The organism is Achromobacter pestifer, assembly GCF_902859625.1.
GTDB lineage: Bacteria > Pseudomonadota > Gammaproteobacteria > Burkholderiales > Burkholderiaceae_B > Achromobacter > Achromobacter pestifer.
On the sequence record NZ_CADIJX010000002.1, the window covers coordinates 791878 to 806916 of the forward strand.

Consider the following 15039-nt stretch of genomic DNA (forward strand, 5'->3'; position numbering starts at 1 on the left):
GGCGGGTTGACCAGGGCGGATCCCGGCCATGCCGGCGTGTCCGCCCACTTTGTCCGCACGCGCCGCCCGGCGTGTGCGGCGCGCACCCCGCACCCGGCCCGTGATGGCTCCGGCCGCGTGCGCTGCGCGACTTTTCCAGGCTTATTTTCGCGGCCCCTATGGATATCTTCATTCAACAACTGATTAACGGCGTCACGCTAGGCAGCGTGTACGCCCTGGTCGCCCTTGGCTACACCATGGTGTACGGCATCATCGGGCTGATCAATTTCGCGCATGGCGATGTCGTCATGATCGGTGCGATGGCGGCCACGACGATCGCCATTTCGCTGGTGGGCGGCGACCCTGGCGTGTCCGCTTTCGTGGTGCTGGGCGTGGGCCTGCTGGTGTCCGTGCCGTTGTGCATGGCGGTGGGCTGGACGGCCGAGCGCGTGGCCTACCGGCCGCTGCGCCGGGCGCCGCGCCTGGCCGCGCTGATCACGGCGATCGGCGTGTCCATCATCTTGCAGAACGTGGCCATGATGAGCTGGGGCCGCAATTACCTGAACTTCCCGCAGGTGCTGTCGCCGCACGTCTTCGAGTTTGCCGGTGCCCGCATGAGCAGCTTGCAGATCGCCATCGTGGTGATCGCGGCCTTGATCATGGGCGGCCTGCTGGCCGTGGTGCACAAGACCCGCCTGGGCACGGCGATGCGCGCCACCGCGCAGAACCGTGAAGTGGCGGGCCTGATGGGCGTCAACATCAACACGGTGATTTCGGCGGCGTTCCTGATCGGATCGGCGCTGGCCGCCGTGGCAGGCATGATGGTCGCGACCTACTACGGCGTGTCGCAATACACGATGGGCTTCATGCTGGGCCTGAAAGCCTTCACGGCTGCCGTGCTGGGCGGCATCGGCAACATGGTGGGCGCGATGGCCGGCGGCTTGCTGCTGGGCATCATCGAATCGCTGGGTGCCGGTTATATCGGCGACCTGACCGGTGGGTTCCTGGGCAGCCATTACCAGGACGTCTTCGCGTTCTTCGTGCTGGTGCTGGTGCTGATCTTCCGTCCGTCCGGCCTGCTGGGCGAACGTGTGGGAGACCGCGCATGAGCACCGCATTGAAGACCCGCGGGCTGTCGACCCGCAACCTGATCGGCATTGCGCTGATCGGCATTGTGCTGGCGGTGCTGCCCTTTGTGATCGGCATGGCCGGCCAGAGCTGGGTACGCATCCTGAACTTCGCGCTGCTGTACGTGATGTTGTCGCTGGGCCTGAACATCGTGGTGGGCTTTGCCGGCCTGCTGGACTTGGGCTATATCGCGTTTTACGCGGTGGGCGCCTATACGTGGGCCTTGCTTGCGTCGCCGCACTTCGGGCTGCATCTGCCGTTCTGGGCGATCCTGCCGATCGCGCTGGCCGTGGCTTGCCTGTTCGGGGTGCTGCTGGGGGCGCCGACGCTGAAGCTGCGAGGGGACTATCTGGCCATCGTGACGCTGGGATTCGGGGAAATCATCCGAATTTTCCTGAACAACCTGAACGCGCCGATCAACATCACCAACGGGCCGCAGGGCATCAACCGCATCGACACCTTCAAGGTGGGCGAGTTTGCGTTCGGGCGAACGGAAAGCTTGTTTGGCATGCGGTTCACCGGGCCAGAGAAGTACTACTACCTGCTGCTGGCTGTCACGCTGATCATTATCGTAGTGTGCGTGCGCTTGCAGAATTCACGCATCGGCCGTGCATGGGAAGCCATCCGCGAAGATGAGATTGCCGCCAAGGCAATGGGCATCAATACCCGCAACATCAAGCTGCTGGCATTCGCCATGGGGGCATCGTTCGGCGGCGTGGCTGGCGCCTTGTTCGCGTCGATGCAGGGCTTTGTCAGCCCCGAGAGCTTCTCGCTGATGGAATCGATCTCGATCCTGTGCATGGTGGTGCTGGGCGGCATGGGCCACATTCCGGGCGTGATCCTGGGCGCGCTGATTCTGGCGGCATTGCCGGAATTCCTGCGTGCGGTGGTGGAACCTGTCCAGCATATGGTGTTCGGCGCCGTGGTGCTGGACCCCGAGGGCATCCGCATGCTGCTGTTCGGCCTGGCGATGGTCTGCGTCATGTTGTTCCGGCCGGCGGGCCTGTGGCCGTCGGCGGTGCGCAAGCGCGAACTGGCCACCAAGGCGCAAGGAGGCGCGGCATGAGCAAACTGCTGCAAGCCCAGGGACTGGGCAAACGCTTCGGCGGCCTGCAAGCCTTGTCGGATGTCAGTTTCGACATCGAGCAAGGCGAGATCTATGGCCTGATCGGCCCAAACGGGGCCGGCAAGACCACGCTGTTCAACGTGCTGACGGGTTTGTACATCCCGGAAGAGGGCAGCTGCACCTTCAACGGTGAATCCATGTCGGGCAAGAAGCCGCATGAAGTCGCCTTTGCCGGCCTGGCGCGCACCTTCCAGAACATCCGGCTGTTCGCCAACCTGAGCGCCATCGAGAACGTGATGATTGGCCGCCACGTGCGCACCAAGGCAGGCGTGTTGGGGGCGGTGCTGCGCACGCGCGGCACGCGCGCCGAAGAGGCCGCCATCGAGGCGCGGGCGCAAGAACTGTTGGACTACGTCGGCATCGGCCATCGCGCCAATGACGTCGCGCGTTCGTTGCCTTATGGCGACCAGCGTCGCCTGGAGATCGCGCGCGCCTTGGCGACGGATCCCAAGCTATTGGCGCTGGATGAACCTGCCGCCGGCATGAATGCGTCGGAAACGGTGGTGCTGCGCAAGCTGGTCGAGAAGATCCGTGATGATGGCGTCACGGTGCTGCTGATCGAACACGACATGAAGCTGGTCATGGGGCTGTGCGACCGCGTGCTGGTGCTGGAATATGGCAAGGTGCTGGCAATGGGCAAGCCTGCGCAGGTGCAGCGCGATCCCAAGGTCATCGAAGCGTACCTGGGCGCTGGCGCGGCCCAGGACCCGCTGATTCACAAGGAGGCCTCGGCATGACCGCAGCATCCCAACCTTTATTGGAAATGCGCGGCCTGCAAGTTTCCTACGGCGGTATTCGTGCCGTGCGCGGGATTGACCTGCGCGTGGACGAAGGCGAGCTCGTGTGCCTGATCGGCGCCAACGGCGCTGGCAAGAGCACGACGTTGCGGGCCATCTGCGGCCTGGTGCCGCTGGCGGGCGGTGAAGTCGTCTATGGCGGGCATTCGATCGGCGGCCAGAAGTCGCATGAACTCGTCCGCAAGGGCCTGGTCATGGTGCCGGAAGGCCGTGGCATTTTTGGCCAGTTGACCATCGAGGAAAATCTGGCGATGGGCGCGTATATCCGTCGCGACGCAGCGCAGATCCGCCAGGACACCGATCGCGTCTTCACCTTGTTCCCCCGGTTGGCCGAACGCCGCAAGCAAGCAGCGGGCACGTTGTCCGGCGGCGAACAGCAGATGGTGGCGATGGGGCGCGCGATGATCGCGCGTCCGAAACTGCTGCTGCTGGACGAACCGTCGATGGGGCTGGCGCCCCTGATGGTCGAGAAGGTCTTCGAGGTGGTTCGCACCATCGCCAGCGAAGGCGTCACGATCCTGCTGATCGAGCAGAACGCGAGACTGGCGCTGGAAAACAGCCATCGCGGCTACGTGATGGAGTCGGGTGAGATCATCCTGTCCGGGCCCGCTGGCGACATGCTGCACGATCCCAAGGTGCGCGCGGCCTATCTTGGCGAGTCCGAGTAGGGCGCGGCGGATCTTGGGTGCGGGGCGGCAGGGCTTCGAGCTTGTGGATGCCCAGGTTCTTTAGCCGCCGAGGCTGCCCTGCGCCATTCCGATGCTCGCCCCGGTGGGGCTGCGCTTCGGATGGCTCCGGGGTCCTCGGCTGACGGCCGCCTCATGCGTTGGTTTGAGACCCCGTTCACGGGAAAATGCCGTGAGCCGGTGGCCGGGCGGAGGGATCCGAAGCGCAGCCCCACCGGGGCGAGCATCGGAATCCCGCAGTCCGGCCATCGGCGACTTAAGAACACCGCCTCACAAAACCGACCGTCGGCAATGCTGCCAAAACAAAGCGCTAAGCCGGCGCGCGTTCACGGTCGACGGCCATGACCACGCCGTCCTCGATCAGTACGTTGATTTCCTGCTGGCCGTAGCCGAACTCTCCCAGGATCGCGATGGTGTCTTCGCCCAGCCTGGGCGCCGCGCGGTGGTATTGCGCGGGCGTGGCCGACAGCTTCACGGGCATGCCTACGGTGCGCACCTTGCCGGCCACCGGGTGATCCTGTTCCACGACCATGCCGCGCGCCAGCGTCTGCGGATGCGACAGCGCCTGCGCGATCGAATGCACCGGGCCAGCGGGCACGCCAGCCTCGTCGAAAACGTCCAGCCATTCCTGCGCGCTGCGCGTCTCCAGGATGGCCGACATCTCTGCCACCAGTTCGTCGCGGTTATTCATGCGATCGCGGTTGCGGGCGTAGCGCGGATCGTCCAGCCACTCCGGCTTGCCCAGCGCTTGCGCGATGCGTTGCCAGTTCTTCTCGTTTGCGCCGCCGATGATGATCCAGTCGGTGCCCGTGGGGAATGCCTGGTAGGGCGCGCTCAACACATGCGCTGATCCGGTGGGGCCGGGCGACACGCCGCTGCCGAAGTAGATCGCGGCGTGCCAGTACAACTGTTGTAGGCTGGCTTCCAGCAGCGAGGTTTCCACGATCTGGCCTTCGCCGGTGCGCTGCTTGTGCTGATACGCCGCCAGCACCCCAAACGCCGCTAGCAGGCCCGCATTGATGTCGGCTACCGAATTCCCCGTGCGCAGGGGCGGCCCACCGGGTTCGCCGGTAATGGCCATCAGGCCGGAGAAGCCCTGCGCGACCAGATCGAACCCGCCTTTATCGGCATAGGGGCCGGTGGTGCCATATCCCGACACGGCGCAATAGATCAGACCCGGGTTTTCCTTGCGCAGCGTGTCATAGCCCAGGCCCAGCTTTTCCATCGTGCCTTTGCGGAAGTTCTCGGTGACGACATCGGCGTCCCGGATCATCCGAAGCAATACCTTCTTGCCTTCGGGGTGCTTCAAGTCCAGCGCGATGGCGCGCTTGTTGCGGTTGAGCATCAGGTAGGGCGCCGAGATGCCATTGATCTGCGGATCGCGATACTGGCGGGAGTCGTCACCGCCGTCGATCTTTTCGACCTTGATCACGTCGGCGCCCAGATCGGCCAGCATCATGCCGCAGGTGGGGCCGGCCATGATCTGCGACAGTTCGATCACGCGCATGCCGGCCAGCGCGCCGGCGGGCGCATCGGATGGCGAGGTGGGCGAGGGGCCATGGGTGTCGTTATGCATGCATGTTCCTTGATCTGCGATCAGCGGCCGCTGAATTGCGGCTTGGCCTTGGCCAGGAAGGCGCGGTAGCCCGCGCGGAAGTCCTCGGTGTCGAAGCAGTCGAACGCTTCGTCGCGATCGGCATCGCTCAGTGCTTTGCCTTGGATGAGGTTGCGGACGAACTTCTTGTGCCAGCGGGCCACCAGGGGCGCCCCGTCGGCGATGCGGCGCGCGGCAGCCTGCGCTTGCGCTTGGACCTGATCGTCCGGCACCACGCGCGTGACCACACCCAGGCGCAAGGCTTCGGTGGCGTCGAAGATGGTCCCTTCAAGCAGCACTTGCAGCGCGACCGTCGGCCCGACCAGGCGTACCAGCGGTGCCAGCTCCGAGTAGGACATCACCAGGCCCAGGTTCTTGATCGGGACGCCGAACCGCGAGCTTTCGCCGCAGATGCGCAGGTCGGCCAGACTGGCGATTTCCATTCCGCCCCCCACGCAGATGCCATGTATCTGCGCGACCACTGGGTGACGGCAGCCGCCGATGGCCTCGATCGTGCGGCGCATGACGGCGCCGTACTCCACGGCTTGCCGCTTGTTGCTGCGTGCGGTTTCGAATTCGCTGATGTCGTTGCCGGGCGAAAAGGCTTTCTCGCCCGCCCCGCGCAGCACCACGCAGCGCACGCTGTCGTCGCGATCCAGTTCCAGGAAGGTGTCGCCAAGCAGGCGCCAGCCGTCGATGGTGAAGGCATTGAGCTTTTCGGGCCGGTTCAGCACCACGGTCACGATATCGTCGTCGCGTTGCAGCAGGATGGGCGAGGAGTCGGAGGTAGAGGTAGCGCTCATGGTGTTCCTTTGGTCAGGTGCGGGAGGCGTTCCTCCCGCCGGGGATTACTGTTTCGTCAGCCCCAGGCTGGCGGTGAGCTTGCCGTACTTGGTCCATTCGTCCTGCACGTAGGCAGCGAACGCCGCTGGGGTTTGCGGCCCGCCGCCCAGGTCCATGCCCTGGTCGGCCAGCTTGGAGGCGATCTCGGGGTCAGCCAGGGTTTGGGCCAGGGCCCGGTCCAGCTTGTCCATGATCGGGCGGGGCAGCTTGGCCGGGGCCAGCACGGCGTACCACTGCACGATATCCAGGCCCTTGATGCCGGATTCGGCCAGGGTTGGCACGTCGGGCAGCCGCTTGCTGCGTTCGGCGCTGGTCACCGCAAGAGGACGCAGCTTGCCGGCCTGGATCTGGTTGATCGCGCCGGGCAGCGTGTCGAAGTTCATGTCCACGCTGCCGCCCAGCAGATCGGTCATGGCCTGGCCGCTGCCTTTGTAGGGAACGTGTTCCATGGAAACACCGGCGATCTGCGAAAAACGCGCCGCGCTCAGGTGTTGAGGGCTGCCCATGCCTGACGAGGCGTAGAGCAATTGCTTGGGTTTGGCGCGGGCGTCGTCCACCAGGTTCTGGACGGTGGCGTAGCGGTGCTTGGCGGGGTTCACGACCAGCACATTGGGCACCGAACCGATGTAGCGCACCGCGGTGAAATCCCGGATGGGGTCGATGCTGGATTGCACGACATAGGGCGCCGCCACCGTGGACTGCATATTGGCGAGCAGCAGCGTGTAGCCGTCGGGCTCGGCCTTTGCCACGAAGTCAGCGGCAATCAGGCCGGACGCGCCCGGCTTGTTCTCGACCACGACCTGCTGGCCCAGCAAGGTGGACAGGCGCACGGAAAGGATGCGGGCCGATACGTCGGTGCCGCCGCCCGGCACGAAACCGACAACCAGGCGGATGGGGCGTTCCGGCCACTTGGCCGGGTCTTGCGCCACGGCGGGGCTGGCGGCGGTCAGGCTGGCGGCTATCGCCAGCGCGCCCGTCCAGGCGCGAGCATGCTTGTTCATATGGAGTCTCCTTGGTGGATGAGGCCTGCCCAGGTGTTGCTTGATTTATGATTGGGTCAGGTTGGTATTCCTTTGGTGTTTGGTATACCAGATACAAAAATAATCGATGTCGCGAGCGTGAACAACCCATGGCTAACCCTGAAAGCCCGATACCGGATGCGTCCGTCCCTGATTTGGCGATCCACCATCCGACCCTTCCTGCGGTCGTCGCCGAGCGGCTGCGGCAACTGATCATCGACGGCACGCTGAAGCCCGGCACCTGGCTCAATGAGCGGGATCTATGCGATCAGTTGAAGATTTCGCGCACGCCGCTGCGCGAGGCCTACCGGATGTTGGCCTCGGATGGCTTGGTGGCGCTGCAACCCAAGCGCGGGGCGATGGTGATTGAGCTGTCGGCCGAAGACATCGAGAATATTTTCGATGTGCTGTCCGTGCTGGAGGGATTGGCGGTGCGTAGCGCCGCCGAGCGCGCATCCGAGGCCGAGCTTGGCCAGATTGCGCACTTGCATGCGCAGATGCTTGAAAACTACGAGAAGCGGGATATCCGCGCGTACTTCGCGGCCAGCATGGGCACGCATATCGCGATCAACCGCGCGGCGCATAATCCGGCGCTGACGCAGTCGTATGACCGGTTGAACCTACAGGTCCAGGCCTTGCGGTACAAGTCCAACTTTGACCTCGACGAATGGACGACCGCAGTCGCGGATCACGAGGCTTTCGTGCAGGCACTGATGGCGCGCGACGGCAAACGCGCCGAAACGCTGATCCGCAAGCATGTGGGCGGCAAGAAGGCGTACAACCTTCGTGGCCGCCCGGGCGCCGCGGTCAAACCCTGAACAAGCTCGCCCCGTTCAGGCAGGTTGCGCCACCACGGCGGGCTTCCTGCCGATCCTGAGTGCCATCACGGCGGCGATCAGGCCGGTGGCGCCGGAAATCACGAAGGCCATCAGGTAGCTGCCTTGCGCTTCGCGGATGGCGCCAGCCATCCAGGCGGCGCTGGCGGCGCCCAATTGGTGGCCGGCGACGATCCAGCCGAACACAATCGCCGAGTCGCGCTCGCCGAAGGCTTCCGTCGTCAGGCGCAGCGTGGGCGGCACGGTGGCGATCCAGTCCAGACCGAAGAAGATCGCGAAGATCGACAGGCTGAAGAACGAGAAGTCAGAATAGGGCAGGTAGATCAACGATAGGCCGCGCAGCGCGTAGTAGACGAAGAGCAGCTTGCGCGGATCGTAGCGGTCAGTCAGCCAGCCCGAAGCCGTCGTGCCCACCAGATCGAAAATGCCCATCAGCGCCAACAACCCGGCCGCTTGCACTTCAATCATGCCGTGGTCTCCGCACAACGCGATCAGGTGGGTGCCGACCAAGCCATTGGTGGTGAAGCCGCAGATGAAGAAGGTCCCGAACAAGAACCAGAATGTGGGGGTCTTGGAGGCACGCGCCAGGGCGCCGAAGGTGGCCGCCACCATGCCGGTGCGCGGTGCGACGGGGGCGGGCACGGCATGCGGATCGCTGCCGTAGGGAACGAGACCCACGCTGGACGGGCGGTCAGGCACCAGCCACCAGGCCAGCGGTACCAAGGCGGCAGCGGCGGCCGCCACGGTCCAGACGACCAGCGTCCAATCGCCAGATGAGGCAAGCTTGGCCAAGACGGGCAGGAAGACCAACGTGCCGCTGGCGGTGCTGGCGGTCAGAAGACCCATCATCAGGCCGCGATTCTTGGTGAACCAGCGGTTCACGATCGTGGCGCCCAACACGGAGGCCACGGCACCGGAGCTAAGGCCCGAGAACACACCCCAGGTCATCAGCAGATGCCAGGGTTCGGTCATGTAGGCGCTGACGGCGCTGGAGGCAGACATCAGGACTAGCGCACTGATCAGAACGCGGCGCAGCCCGAAGCGTTCCATCGCGGCCGCGGCAAACGGACCCACCAGCCCATACAGGAATATCCCAACCGCTGCCGCGAACGAGATCGAGCTTCGGCTCCAGCCGAACGCCTCTTCCAGTGGCACCAGCAAGACGCTGGGCGACGAGCGCAAACCAGCGGATACCAGCAGGGAGACAAAGATCACCGCGACCACGACGAATGCGTATTTTTGGCCGGTGTGCCGGAACGGATAAGGAGGGTGGGCTATACTCATGTTACTGACCGGTACGTATTGGGATTTGCGAATAGTACGTACCGGTCAGTAACATCGTCAAGCAGTTTTTTGGCGACCCTGTTTCAGGGCGGCTTCATCGCTAGCGGAGCCGTTCTCAGGAAAAGGAGCCTCTGTATGGCCAGCAAGACATCTTCCTCAATGCACACGGCGGATGCAGCCACGGTCAAGCCGTTGTTGGCGGCTGACCGCATCCGCAAGACCGCGCGCGAAATGTTCTATCGCGACGGTATCCGCGCCGTCGGCGTGGACGCCATCGTCAATCAGGCCGGTGTCACCAAACCCAGCCTGTACCGCAGCTTTTCGTCCAAGGACGAGTTGGCGGCCACCTATCTGCGCGATTACGACGCCGAGTTCTGGGCCCGGTTCGACGCCGCGTGCGCCGCCCATCCCGGCAATCCACGCGCCCAGTTGCTGGAGTATCTGTCGGGGCTGAGCCAGCGCGCCGTGCAGTGCGGGTATCGGGGATGCGGGCTGACCAATGCGGCGGTCGAGTATCCCGAGGCCGAGCATCCGGCCCGCGCGGTCGCCGTCGAGCACAAGCAGGTCTTGCGCCGCAGGCTGAACGAGATGGCGGCAGGCATGGGGGCGCGTGACCCCGAGGCGCTCGCCGATGGATTGCTGCTGGTGATCGAGGGCGCCTTCGTCTCCAGTCAGCTGTTTGGCGAGGACGGGCCTGCTGGAAGGGTGGCTGACACGGCCGACAGGCTGATCCAGGCATATCTATCCGCCTGACGGCATATTGCGCTGCACAAAATCAGTGCTTAATGTGGTGCCGCATGCACCGTTATGGTGGTGTTTGTACCCATTGCGCAACGATCAAAATAATGGTTGATATTTCCATTGCAACGCAGCAAACGCGGGTCTAACATGAATTCGTGTTGTCCCACATCGCGCTTTCTCAAGGAGAGAATCATGAGCGATACCGCGTTGAAAAATGCCCGTATGTCGGATGCGCTGGAGCGGTCCTTGATCCGCGAGGCCGTCAAAGCGGAAACCCTGTCCGGCCCGTTCAATCGCAGCAGCTGGCTGCGCCTGAAAGTGCGCCTGGCCTCCTGGGGCGGTGCCGTCGGTGAAGTCCTGCATGACATGGATGCCGGCCGCCAGCAGCACCCGGTGATCTCCGCCCACCACTGAGCACAAGCGGTCAGCCAGAAAAAAGCGCCAGCATTTGCTGGCGTTTTTTCTTTGGGGTGCGCCCAGGCGGCGCGATGACGCCAACCGTGTTGGGTCAGACCACCATATCCACGAGCAGGTACCCGTCCAGGATGACGATGCCGACCGTCGCGCCGACGGCCGCCCAGGCCCAGGCGCCGCGCAGCGCGTACTGGCCCATCAGCCGTTTACGGCAAGCCAGCAGCACCAGTGGACCCAGCGCGAAGGGCAGAGCCAGGCTCAGGATGACCTGGCTCAACACCAGCAGTTCGTCGGGATCCTTGCCACCCGTGAAAATCAACAGGCCCACGGCGGCGGCTCCCGCGACCAGCCGCGTCATCAGGGCGCGGCGGCGATCCGACCAATTGCTGCGGATCTGGAAACCCTTGGACAGGATGCGTCCAGCCAGCACGCCCGTGATCGTGGAGCTTTGGCCGGCCGCATACAGCGCCACGGCAAAGACGATGGCGGCGCCGACACCCAGGGTCTGGCCGATCACGGCGTGGGCGTCGTCCAGGCTGGACACGATCAGCCCGGAACCCGACAGCGACGCCGCCGCCACGATCATGATGGCGGAGTTGATCAACATGGCAACGCCCAACGACACGATGGTGTCGTTGCGGGCCACGCGCATCGCCATGTCGCGAGCGGTCGGCGGCAACGCTTTGGCGCGCTCGGCCAACGAGCCTGAATGCAGGTACAGGTTGTGAGGCATCAGGGTGGCGCCCAAGATGCCCAGTGCAATCAGGAAGCCTTGTGGATCGCGCAGGGCGCGGCCGGTTTGCGTGACGCCATGTGCAACTTCGGTCCAGGCCGGGTTCGCCTTGAACAGCAGGAACACGAACGACGCAGCCACCACCGCCAGCAGCACCGCGATGACGCGCTCGTGGCGGTCAGCGTTGCCGCGAGTCAGTGCCAACACGGCGAAGGTGCCGACGCCAGTCACGGCCACGCCGGCAATCAGGGGCAGGTCGAACAGCAGCCGCAGCGCAATCGCGCCGCCGATCAATTCAGCCAGGGCGGTTGCCAGGATGGCCGCTTCACCGGCCAGCCATGCGGTCTTGGACCAACGTGGCGATAGGTGCTGGGCGGTCAGCGATGCCAGGTCCTGGCCGGTGGCCAGCGCCAGTCGCGAGACCAGGATCTGGAAACCCAGCGCCAGAAAGGCCGAGACAATGACGACCATCAGCAGCCCGTACCCGAAGCCGCTGCCGCCGGCGATATCGGTGGCCCAATTGCCGGGGTCGATGTAGCCCACGGCCACCAGGATGCCGGAGCCGACCATGCGCCGCAGGTTCGCCGACACCTGGGCGTCTTGCGCAAAGGCGGTCTTGCCGCCTGATATCGCGTAGATGAATCGGGTCATGCGACACTCCTGAGAATGATTCTCATTGTCTAGAAGTGAACGCCGGCCGTCAAATTGATTTTGAGCAAGCCCGGGATAGGGCCGCCCAATGACGCTTCAATGGCGTGCCCGGCGGACACGCCATTGGAAGCAGGGGGTCAGGACTTGAGCTTGGCGTCCATGGTGATCTTGGCTTTGAGTACCTTGGACACCGGGCAACCGGTTTCGGCCTTGCGGGCAGCGTCTTCAAAGGCCTGGGCGGTGGCGCCGGGGATGACGGCTTCCACGGTCAGATGAACGGCGGTGATGGAAAAGCCATCGTCCACCTTGTCCAGCGTGACTTCGGCCTTGGTGTCCAGGCTGGTCGCGACCATGCCGGATTCGGCCAGGATATTGGACAAGGCCATGGTGAAGCAGCCGGCGTGGGCCGCGCCCAGCAGTTCTTCGGGATTGGTGCCCGGGGTGTCGCCAAAGCGGGTGTTGAAGCCGTAAGGCTGGCTTTTAAGCGCACCGCTTTGGGTGGAGATCGTGCCCTTGCCAGTCTTCAGATCGCCCGACCAGGCGGCGGATGCGGTTTTCTTCATAAGGACTCCTGTTGAGGGGGCGCGCTCGTTGCGAGCGCGTCCGGTGCGGGGATGCGATCCGCCGCGACGGGCGGTGCATGTTGCCGAAGGCGGCATCATTGATGATACGGCGGGGCCGGGGGGCAGGCGCAGAATCCACCGGTGCGCAACGGCAAGCCGATGTAACGGCACGGGATGCAGGCACGAGAGGTGGGCATGAGATGCAGGCAAGAGATGCAGGCAAGAGAGGCGGGCAAGGGACGGCAGGTAAGGGACGGCAGGTAAGGGACGGCGCGCAGCAAATGGCAGCAGGTAAGCCGAAGCGCTCGGTTTCCATCAGGCAAAATAGCGGCATCTCTTTTCATTTCTCTCCAAGAGCCGTCGTCATGCCTCGCCATTTCCTTCGTTACGCCTGCGCCGCCGCGCTGGTCTTTCCCGTTTTGTCCGTTCAAGCCGAAGTCGTGATCGGCGTGGACGTGTCCACCACGGGGCCCGCCGCCGCCATCGGCATCCAGACCAATAACGCGATCCGTCTGTGGCCGAACACGCTGGGCGGCGAACCGGCGCGATACGTGGTGCTGGACGACGGCACCGATGTCAGCCGTGCCGTGAAGAACATGCGCAAGCTGACGTCCGAAGACAATGTCGACGCCATCGTCGGCCCCAACACCACGGCGGCGGCGCTGGCCGGGCTGGACGTGCTGGCCGAAACCAAGACGCCGATGATCGCGCTTGCGGCCTCCAGCGTCATCGTGGAGCCCTTGTCCGATCCCAAGCGCGCCTGGGCCTTCAAGATGCCGCAGAACGATTCGCTGATGGCGGCCGTCCTGGTGGAAGACATGAAGAAGAAGGGCCTGAAGAACGTGGCCTTTATTGGATTCGCGGATTCGTATGGCGACAGCTGGTGGAAGGAATTCACGGCCGCCGCGGGCAACGATCTGAAGATCGTGGCGCAAGAGCGTTTTCAACGCACCGATGCATCGGTGGTGGGCCAGGCGCTGAAGATCATTGCGGCCAAGCCGGACGCGGTGCTGATCGCCGGAGCGGGCACGCCGTCCGCCTTGCCGCAGAAGACGCTGCTGGAACGCGGCTACACCGGGGCCATCTACCAAACGCACGGCATTGGCACGCTGGAGTTCCTGCAAGTGGGCGGCAGGGACGTGGAAGGCACCCTGTTCCCGACCGGCCCGGGCGTGGTGGCGCGCGAACTTCCGGACAGCAACCCCGTCAAGAAAGTGGCCGTGGCGTTTGCCGACAAATACGAAGGGCAATACGGCGCCAACACCCTGACGCAATTCGCGGGTGATGCCTATGGCGCCTGGATGTTGCTGGATTCCGCCGTGGCTCGGGCGCTGAAGACGGGGGCAAAGCCCGGTACGCCGGAATTCCGCCTGGCCTTGCGCGACGCCTTGGAAACGACTCAGGACCTGGTTGTGCCCAATGGCGTGCTGAATATCTCGAAGGACAATCATCAGGGTTTCGACGAACGCGCACGGGTCATGGGGGTCGTCAAGAACGGCCGGTTCTCGTATGCGCAGTAAGGAAATCGGGGTGGGCTTTCCGCGCTGATCAGGCGCTGACATAAATTACTACTGTTCGTAACGTGTTCTAACGTTCCATAGGGCAACACCCCCAAAAGCAGGCTTAAGGCCTGCTTTTTTACGCCTATATGATTCGTGTCGAAATCATTTAATAGCGTATTATTTTTAGTGAAGCCATGCACCTAGAAATAAATACGGGAGAAAATATCCATGACCTTGCTTCGATCCAGACGCATGCTGTTGGCCTTGAGCCTGGGCGTGTTGGCCGCATGTTCCGACTCGGGCGCCGATAAGGCCGCCCCGGTGGCCGGTGGTGCGCCCGCAGGCGCCACCAGCACCCTGGACGCGGCCAAAGCCGCCGGCAAGATCCGCATCGGATACGCCAATGAGGCGCCGTTTGCCTACATGGACAGCAAGGAAGCCAAGGTCACGGGGGAATCCGTCGAGATCGCTCGCGTCGTGCTCAAGCGCATGGGTATCAACGAGGTGGAAGGCGTGCTGACGGAGTTCGGTTCGCTGATTCCCGGCCTTGCCGCAAAACGTTTCGACATCATCGCCGCCGGCATGTACGTGACGCCTGAGCGTTGCCAGCAGGTGGCATTCTCGGACCCGACGTATGGGGTGGGCGAGGCCTTTCTGGTGAAGCAGGGCAACCCGAAGAATCTGCATAGCTACGAAGACGTGGTGAAGAATCCCGACGCCAAGCTGGGCGTGGTGGTAGGCGCCATCGAGGGCGATTACGCCCAAAAAGTAAAGATTCCGGCTGGTCAGGTAGTGGTGTTTCCGGATGCCGTCAGCGCCTTGTCGGGCGTGCAGGCCGGACGAGCCGACGCTTATGCCGCCACCGCCTTGACGATCAACGACCTGATGGGCAAGACCCAGGACGGCAGCGGCCTGGAAAAGGCAGATCCGTTCACCGACCCGGTGATCGACGGCAAGGGCGTGCGTGGCTATGGCGCTTATGCGTTCCGCACGGATGACAAGGCCTTCGCCGACGCCTTCAACGCGGAATTGGCCAAGTACATCGGCACGGACGAGCACAAGAAACTGGTGGCGCCCTTCGGCTTTACCGACCAGGAGCTACCCCAGGGGATCACCGCCGCCAAGCTTTGCGCCGGACAGTAA

The 15039-nt window shown here is 64.0% G+C and carries 15 protein-coding genes and 1 pseudogene; 10 read left to right on the plus strand and 6 right to left on the minus strand.

Annotated features, from left to right (window positions below):
* The first annotated feature begins 236 nt into the window (after positions 1-236).
* Genes HV753_RS10375 through HV753_RS10390 form a run of 4 tightly spaced genes read left to right on the plus strand, consistent with a single transcriptional unit; the run spans position 237 to position 3698 of the window.
* Positions 237-1088, plus strand: a complete 852-nt coding sequence (locus tag HV753_RS10375) for a branched-chain amino acid ABC transporter permease (RefSeq protein WP_425485889.1) — start codon at positions 237-239, stop codon at positions 1086-1088.
* On the plus strand, positions 1085-2173 hold the full coding sequence (locus HV753_RS10380) for an ABC transporter permease subunit (protein ID WP_175174359.1): 1089 nt from the start codon (positions 1085-1087) through the stop codon (positions 2171-2173). The genes HV753_RS10375 and HV753_RS10380 overlap by 4 nt, the downstream gene beginning before the upstream one ends.
* Positions 2170-2970, plus strand: coding sequence for an ABC transporter ATP-binding protein (locus HV753_RS10385; protein ID WP_175174360.1), 801 nt, complete (start codon positions 2170-2172; stop codon positions 2968-2970). The genes HV753_RS10380 and HV753_RS10385 overlap by 4 nt, the downstream gene beginning before the upstream one ends.
* Complete coding sequence (locus HV753_RS10390) at positions 2967-3698, plus strand: ABC transporter ATP-binding protein (RefSeq protein ID WP_175174361.1); 732 nt, start codon at positions 2967-2969, stop codon at positions 3696-3698. The genes HV753_RS10385 and HV753_RS10390 overlap by 4 nt, the downstream gene beginning before the upstream one ends.
* A 328-nt stretch (positions 3699-4026) precedes the next feature.
* On the opposite strand, the gene HV753_RS10395 is transcribed toward HV753_RS10390, so the two are convergent.
* Genes HV753_RS10395 through HV753_RS10405 form a run of 3 tightly spaced genes read right to left on the minus strand, consistent with a single transcriptional unit; the run spans position 4027 to position 7103 of the window.
* The gene (locus HV753_RS10395; protein WP_175174362.1) at positions 4027-5292 is read right to left on the minus strand and encodes a CaiB/BaiF CoA transferase family protein; all 1266 of its coding nucleotides are present in this window, start codon (positions 5290-5292) and stop codon (positions 4027-4029) included.
* 20 nt (positions 5293-5312) lie between these two features.
* A complete protein-coding gene (locus tag HV753_RS10400; protein ID WP_175174363.1) occupies positions 5313-6113 on the minus strand; it encodes an enoyl-CoA hydratase/isomerase family protein in 801 nt (266 codons plus the stop codon).
* Between the two features lie 45 nt (positions 6114-6158).
* On the minus strand, positions 6159-7103 hold the full coding sequence (locus tag HV753_RS10405; protein WP_484456043.1) for a Bug family tripartite tricarboxylate transporter substrate binding protein: 945 nt from the start codon (positions 7101-7103) through the stop codon (positions 6159-6161).
* On the opposite strand from HV753_RS10405, the pseudogene HV753_RS31430 reads away from it, so the two are divergent.
* A pseudogene (locus HV753_RS31430) lies at positions 7039-7176 on the plus strand (hypothetical protein); the annotation flags it as partial. The gene HV753_RS10405 and the pseudogene HV753_RS31430 sit on opposite strands and share 65 nt — an antisense overlap.
* A gap of 106 nt (positions 7177-7282) precedes the next feature.
* Positions 7283-7990 carry a GntR family transcriptional regulator gene (locus tag HV753_RS10410; protein ID WP_175174365.1) on the plus strand — a complete coding sequence of 236 codons (708 nt, stop codon included), beginning with the start codon at positions 7283-7285 and terminating at the stop codon, positions 7988-7990.
* A 15-nt stretch (positions 7991-8005) separates the two neighbouring features.
* Here HV753_RS10410 and HV753_RS10415 read toward each other — a convergent pair whose 3' ends face one another.
* Positions 8006-9292, minus strand: coding sequence for an MFS transporter (locus HV753_RS10415; RefSeq protein ID WP_175174366.1), 1287 nt, complete (start codon positions 9290-9292; stop codon positions 8006-8008).
* 135 nt (positions 9293-9427) lie between these two features.
* Here HV753_RS10415 and HV753_RS10420 point away from each other — a divergent pair, with 135 nt between their 5' ends.
* Entirely contained in the window at positions 9428-10045 is a 618-nt protein-coding gene (locus tag HV753_RS10420) for a TetR/AcrR family transcriptional regulator (protein ID WP_175174367.1), read from the plus strand.
* Positions 10046-10225: 180 nt separating this feature from the next.
* The gene (locus HV753_RS10425) at positions 10226-10447 is read left to right on the plus strand and encodes an XRE family transcriptional regulator (RefSeq protein ID WP_175174368.1); all 222 of its coding nucleotides are present in this window, start codon (positions 10226-10228) and stop codon (positions 10445-10447) included.
* A gap of 94 nt (positions 10448-10541) precedes the next feature.
* Here the strand turns inward: HV753_RS10425 and HV753_RS10430 are convergent, their stop codons facing one another.
* Together HV753_RS10430 and HV753_RS10435 are read right to left on the minus strand one after the other, a co-directional pair.
* Positions 10542-11831: an Nramp family divalent metal transporter gene (locus tag HV753_RS10430; protein WP_175174369.1), complete on the minus strand. Its 1290-nt coding sequence runs from the start codon at positions 11829-11831 to the stop codon at positions 10542-10544.
* Positions 11832-11968: 137 nt separating this feature from the next.
* Positions 11969-12394, minus strand: coding sequence for an OsmC family protein (locus tag HV753_RS10435; RefSeq protein ID WP_175174370.1), 426 nt, complete (start codon positions 12392-12394; stop codon positions 11969-11971).
* A 365-nt stretch (positions 12395-12759) separates the two neighbouring features.
* Between HV753_RS10435 and HV753_RS10440 the strand changes: the two genes are divergently transcribed.
* Positions 12760-13914, plus strand: a complete 1155-nt coding sequence (locus tag HV753_RS10440) for an ABC transporter substrate-binding protein (RefSeq protein ID WP_175174371.1) — start codon at positions 12760-12762, stop codon at positions 13912-13914.
* Positions 13915-14124: 210 nt separating this feature from the next.
* Positions 14125-15039 (plus strand): ectoine/hydroxyectoine ABC transporter substrate-binding protein EhuB, encoded by a 915-nt coding sequence (gene ehuB / locus HV753_RS10445; protein WP_175174372.1) that lies wholly within the window; start codon positions 14125-14127, stop codon positions 15037-15039.

Bases quoted from the DNA above. Each gene is read 5' to 3' on its own strand.
- HV753_RS10375 (WP_425485889.1), top strand. From the start codon at position 237: ATGGTGTACGGCATCATCGGGCTGATCAATTTCGCGCATGGCGATGTC.
- HV753_RS10380 (WP_175174359.1), top strand. From the start codon at position 1,085: ATGAGCACCGCATTGAAGACCCGCGGGCTGTCGACCCGCAACCTGATC.
- HV753_RS10385 (WP_175174360.1), top strand. From the start codon at position 2,170: ATGAGCAAACTGCTGCAAGCCCAGGGACTGGGCAAACGCTTCGGCGGC.
- HV753_RS10390 (WP_175174361.1), top strand. From the start codon at position 2,967: ATGACCGCAGCATCCCAACCTTTATTGGAAATGCGCGGCCTGCAAGTT.
- HV753_RS10395 (WP_175174362.1), bottom strand. From the start codon at position 5,292: ATGCATAACGACACCCATGGCCCCTCGCCCACCTCGCCATCCGATGCG.
- HV753_RS10400 (WP_175174363.1), bottom strand. From the start codon at position 6,113: ATGAGCGCTACCTCTACCTCCGACTCCTCGCCCATCCTGCTGCAACGC.
- HV753_RS10410 (WP_175174365.1), top strand. From the start codon at position 7,283: ATGGCTAACCCTGAAAGCCCGATACCGGATGCGTCCGTCCCTGATTTG.
- HV753_RS10415 (WP_175174366.1), bottom strand. From the start codon at position 9,292: ATGAGTATAGCCCACCCTCCTTATCCGTTCCGGCACACCGGCCAAAAA.
- HV753_RS10420 (WP_175174367.1), top strand. From the start codon at position 9,428: ATGGCCAGCAAGACATCTTCCTCAATGCACACGGCGGATGCAGCCACG.
- HV753_RS10425 (WP_175174368.1), top strand. From the start codon at position 10,226: ATGAGCGATACCGCGTTGAAAAATGCCCGTATGTCGGATGCGCTGGAG.
- HV753_RS10430 (WP_175174369.1), bottom strand. From the start codon at position 11,831: ATGACCCGATTCATCTACGCGATATCAGGCGGCAAGACCGCCTTTGCG.
- HV753_RS10435 (WP_175174370.1), bottom strand. From the start codon at position 12,394: ATGAAGAAAACCGCATCCGCCGCCTGGTCGGGCGATCTGAAGACTGGC.
- HV753_RS10440 (WP_175174371.1), top strand. From the start codon at position 12,760: ATGCCTCGCCATTTCCTTCGTTACGCCTGCGCCGCCGCGCTGGTCTTT.
- ehuB (WP_175174372.1), top strand. From the start codon at position 14,125: ATGACCTTGCTTCGATCCAGACGCATGCTGTTGGCCTTGAGCCTGGGC.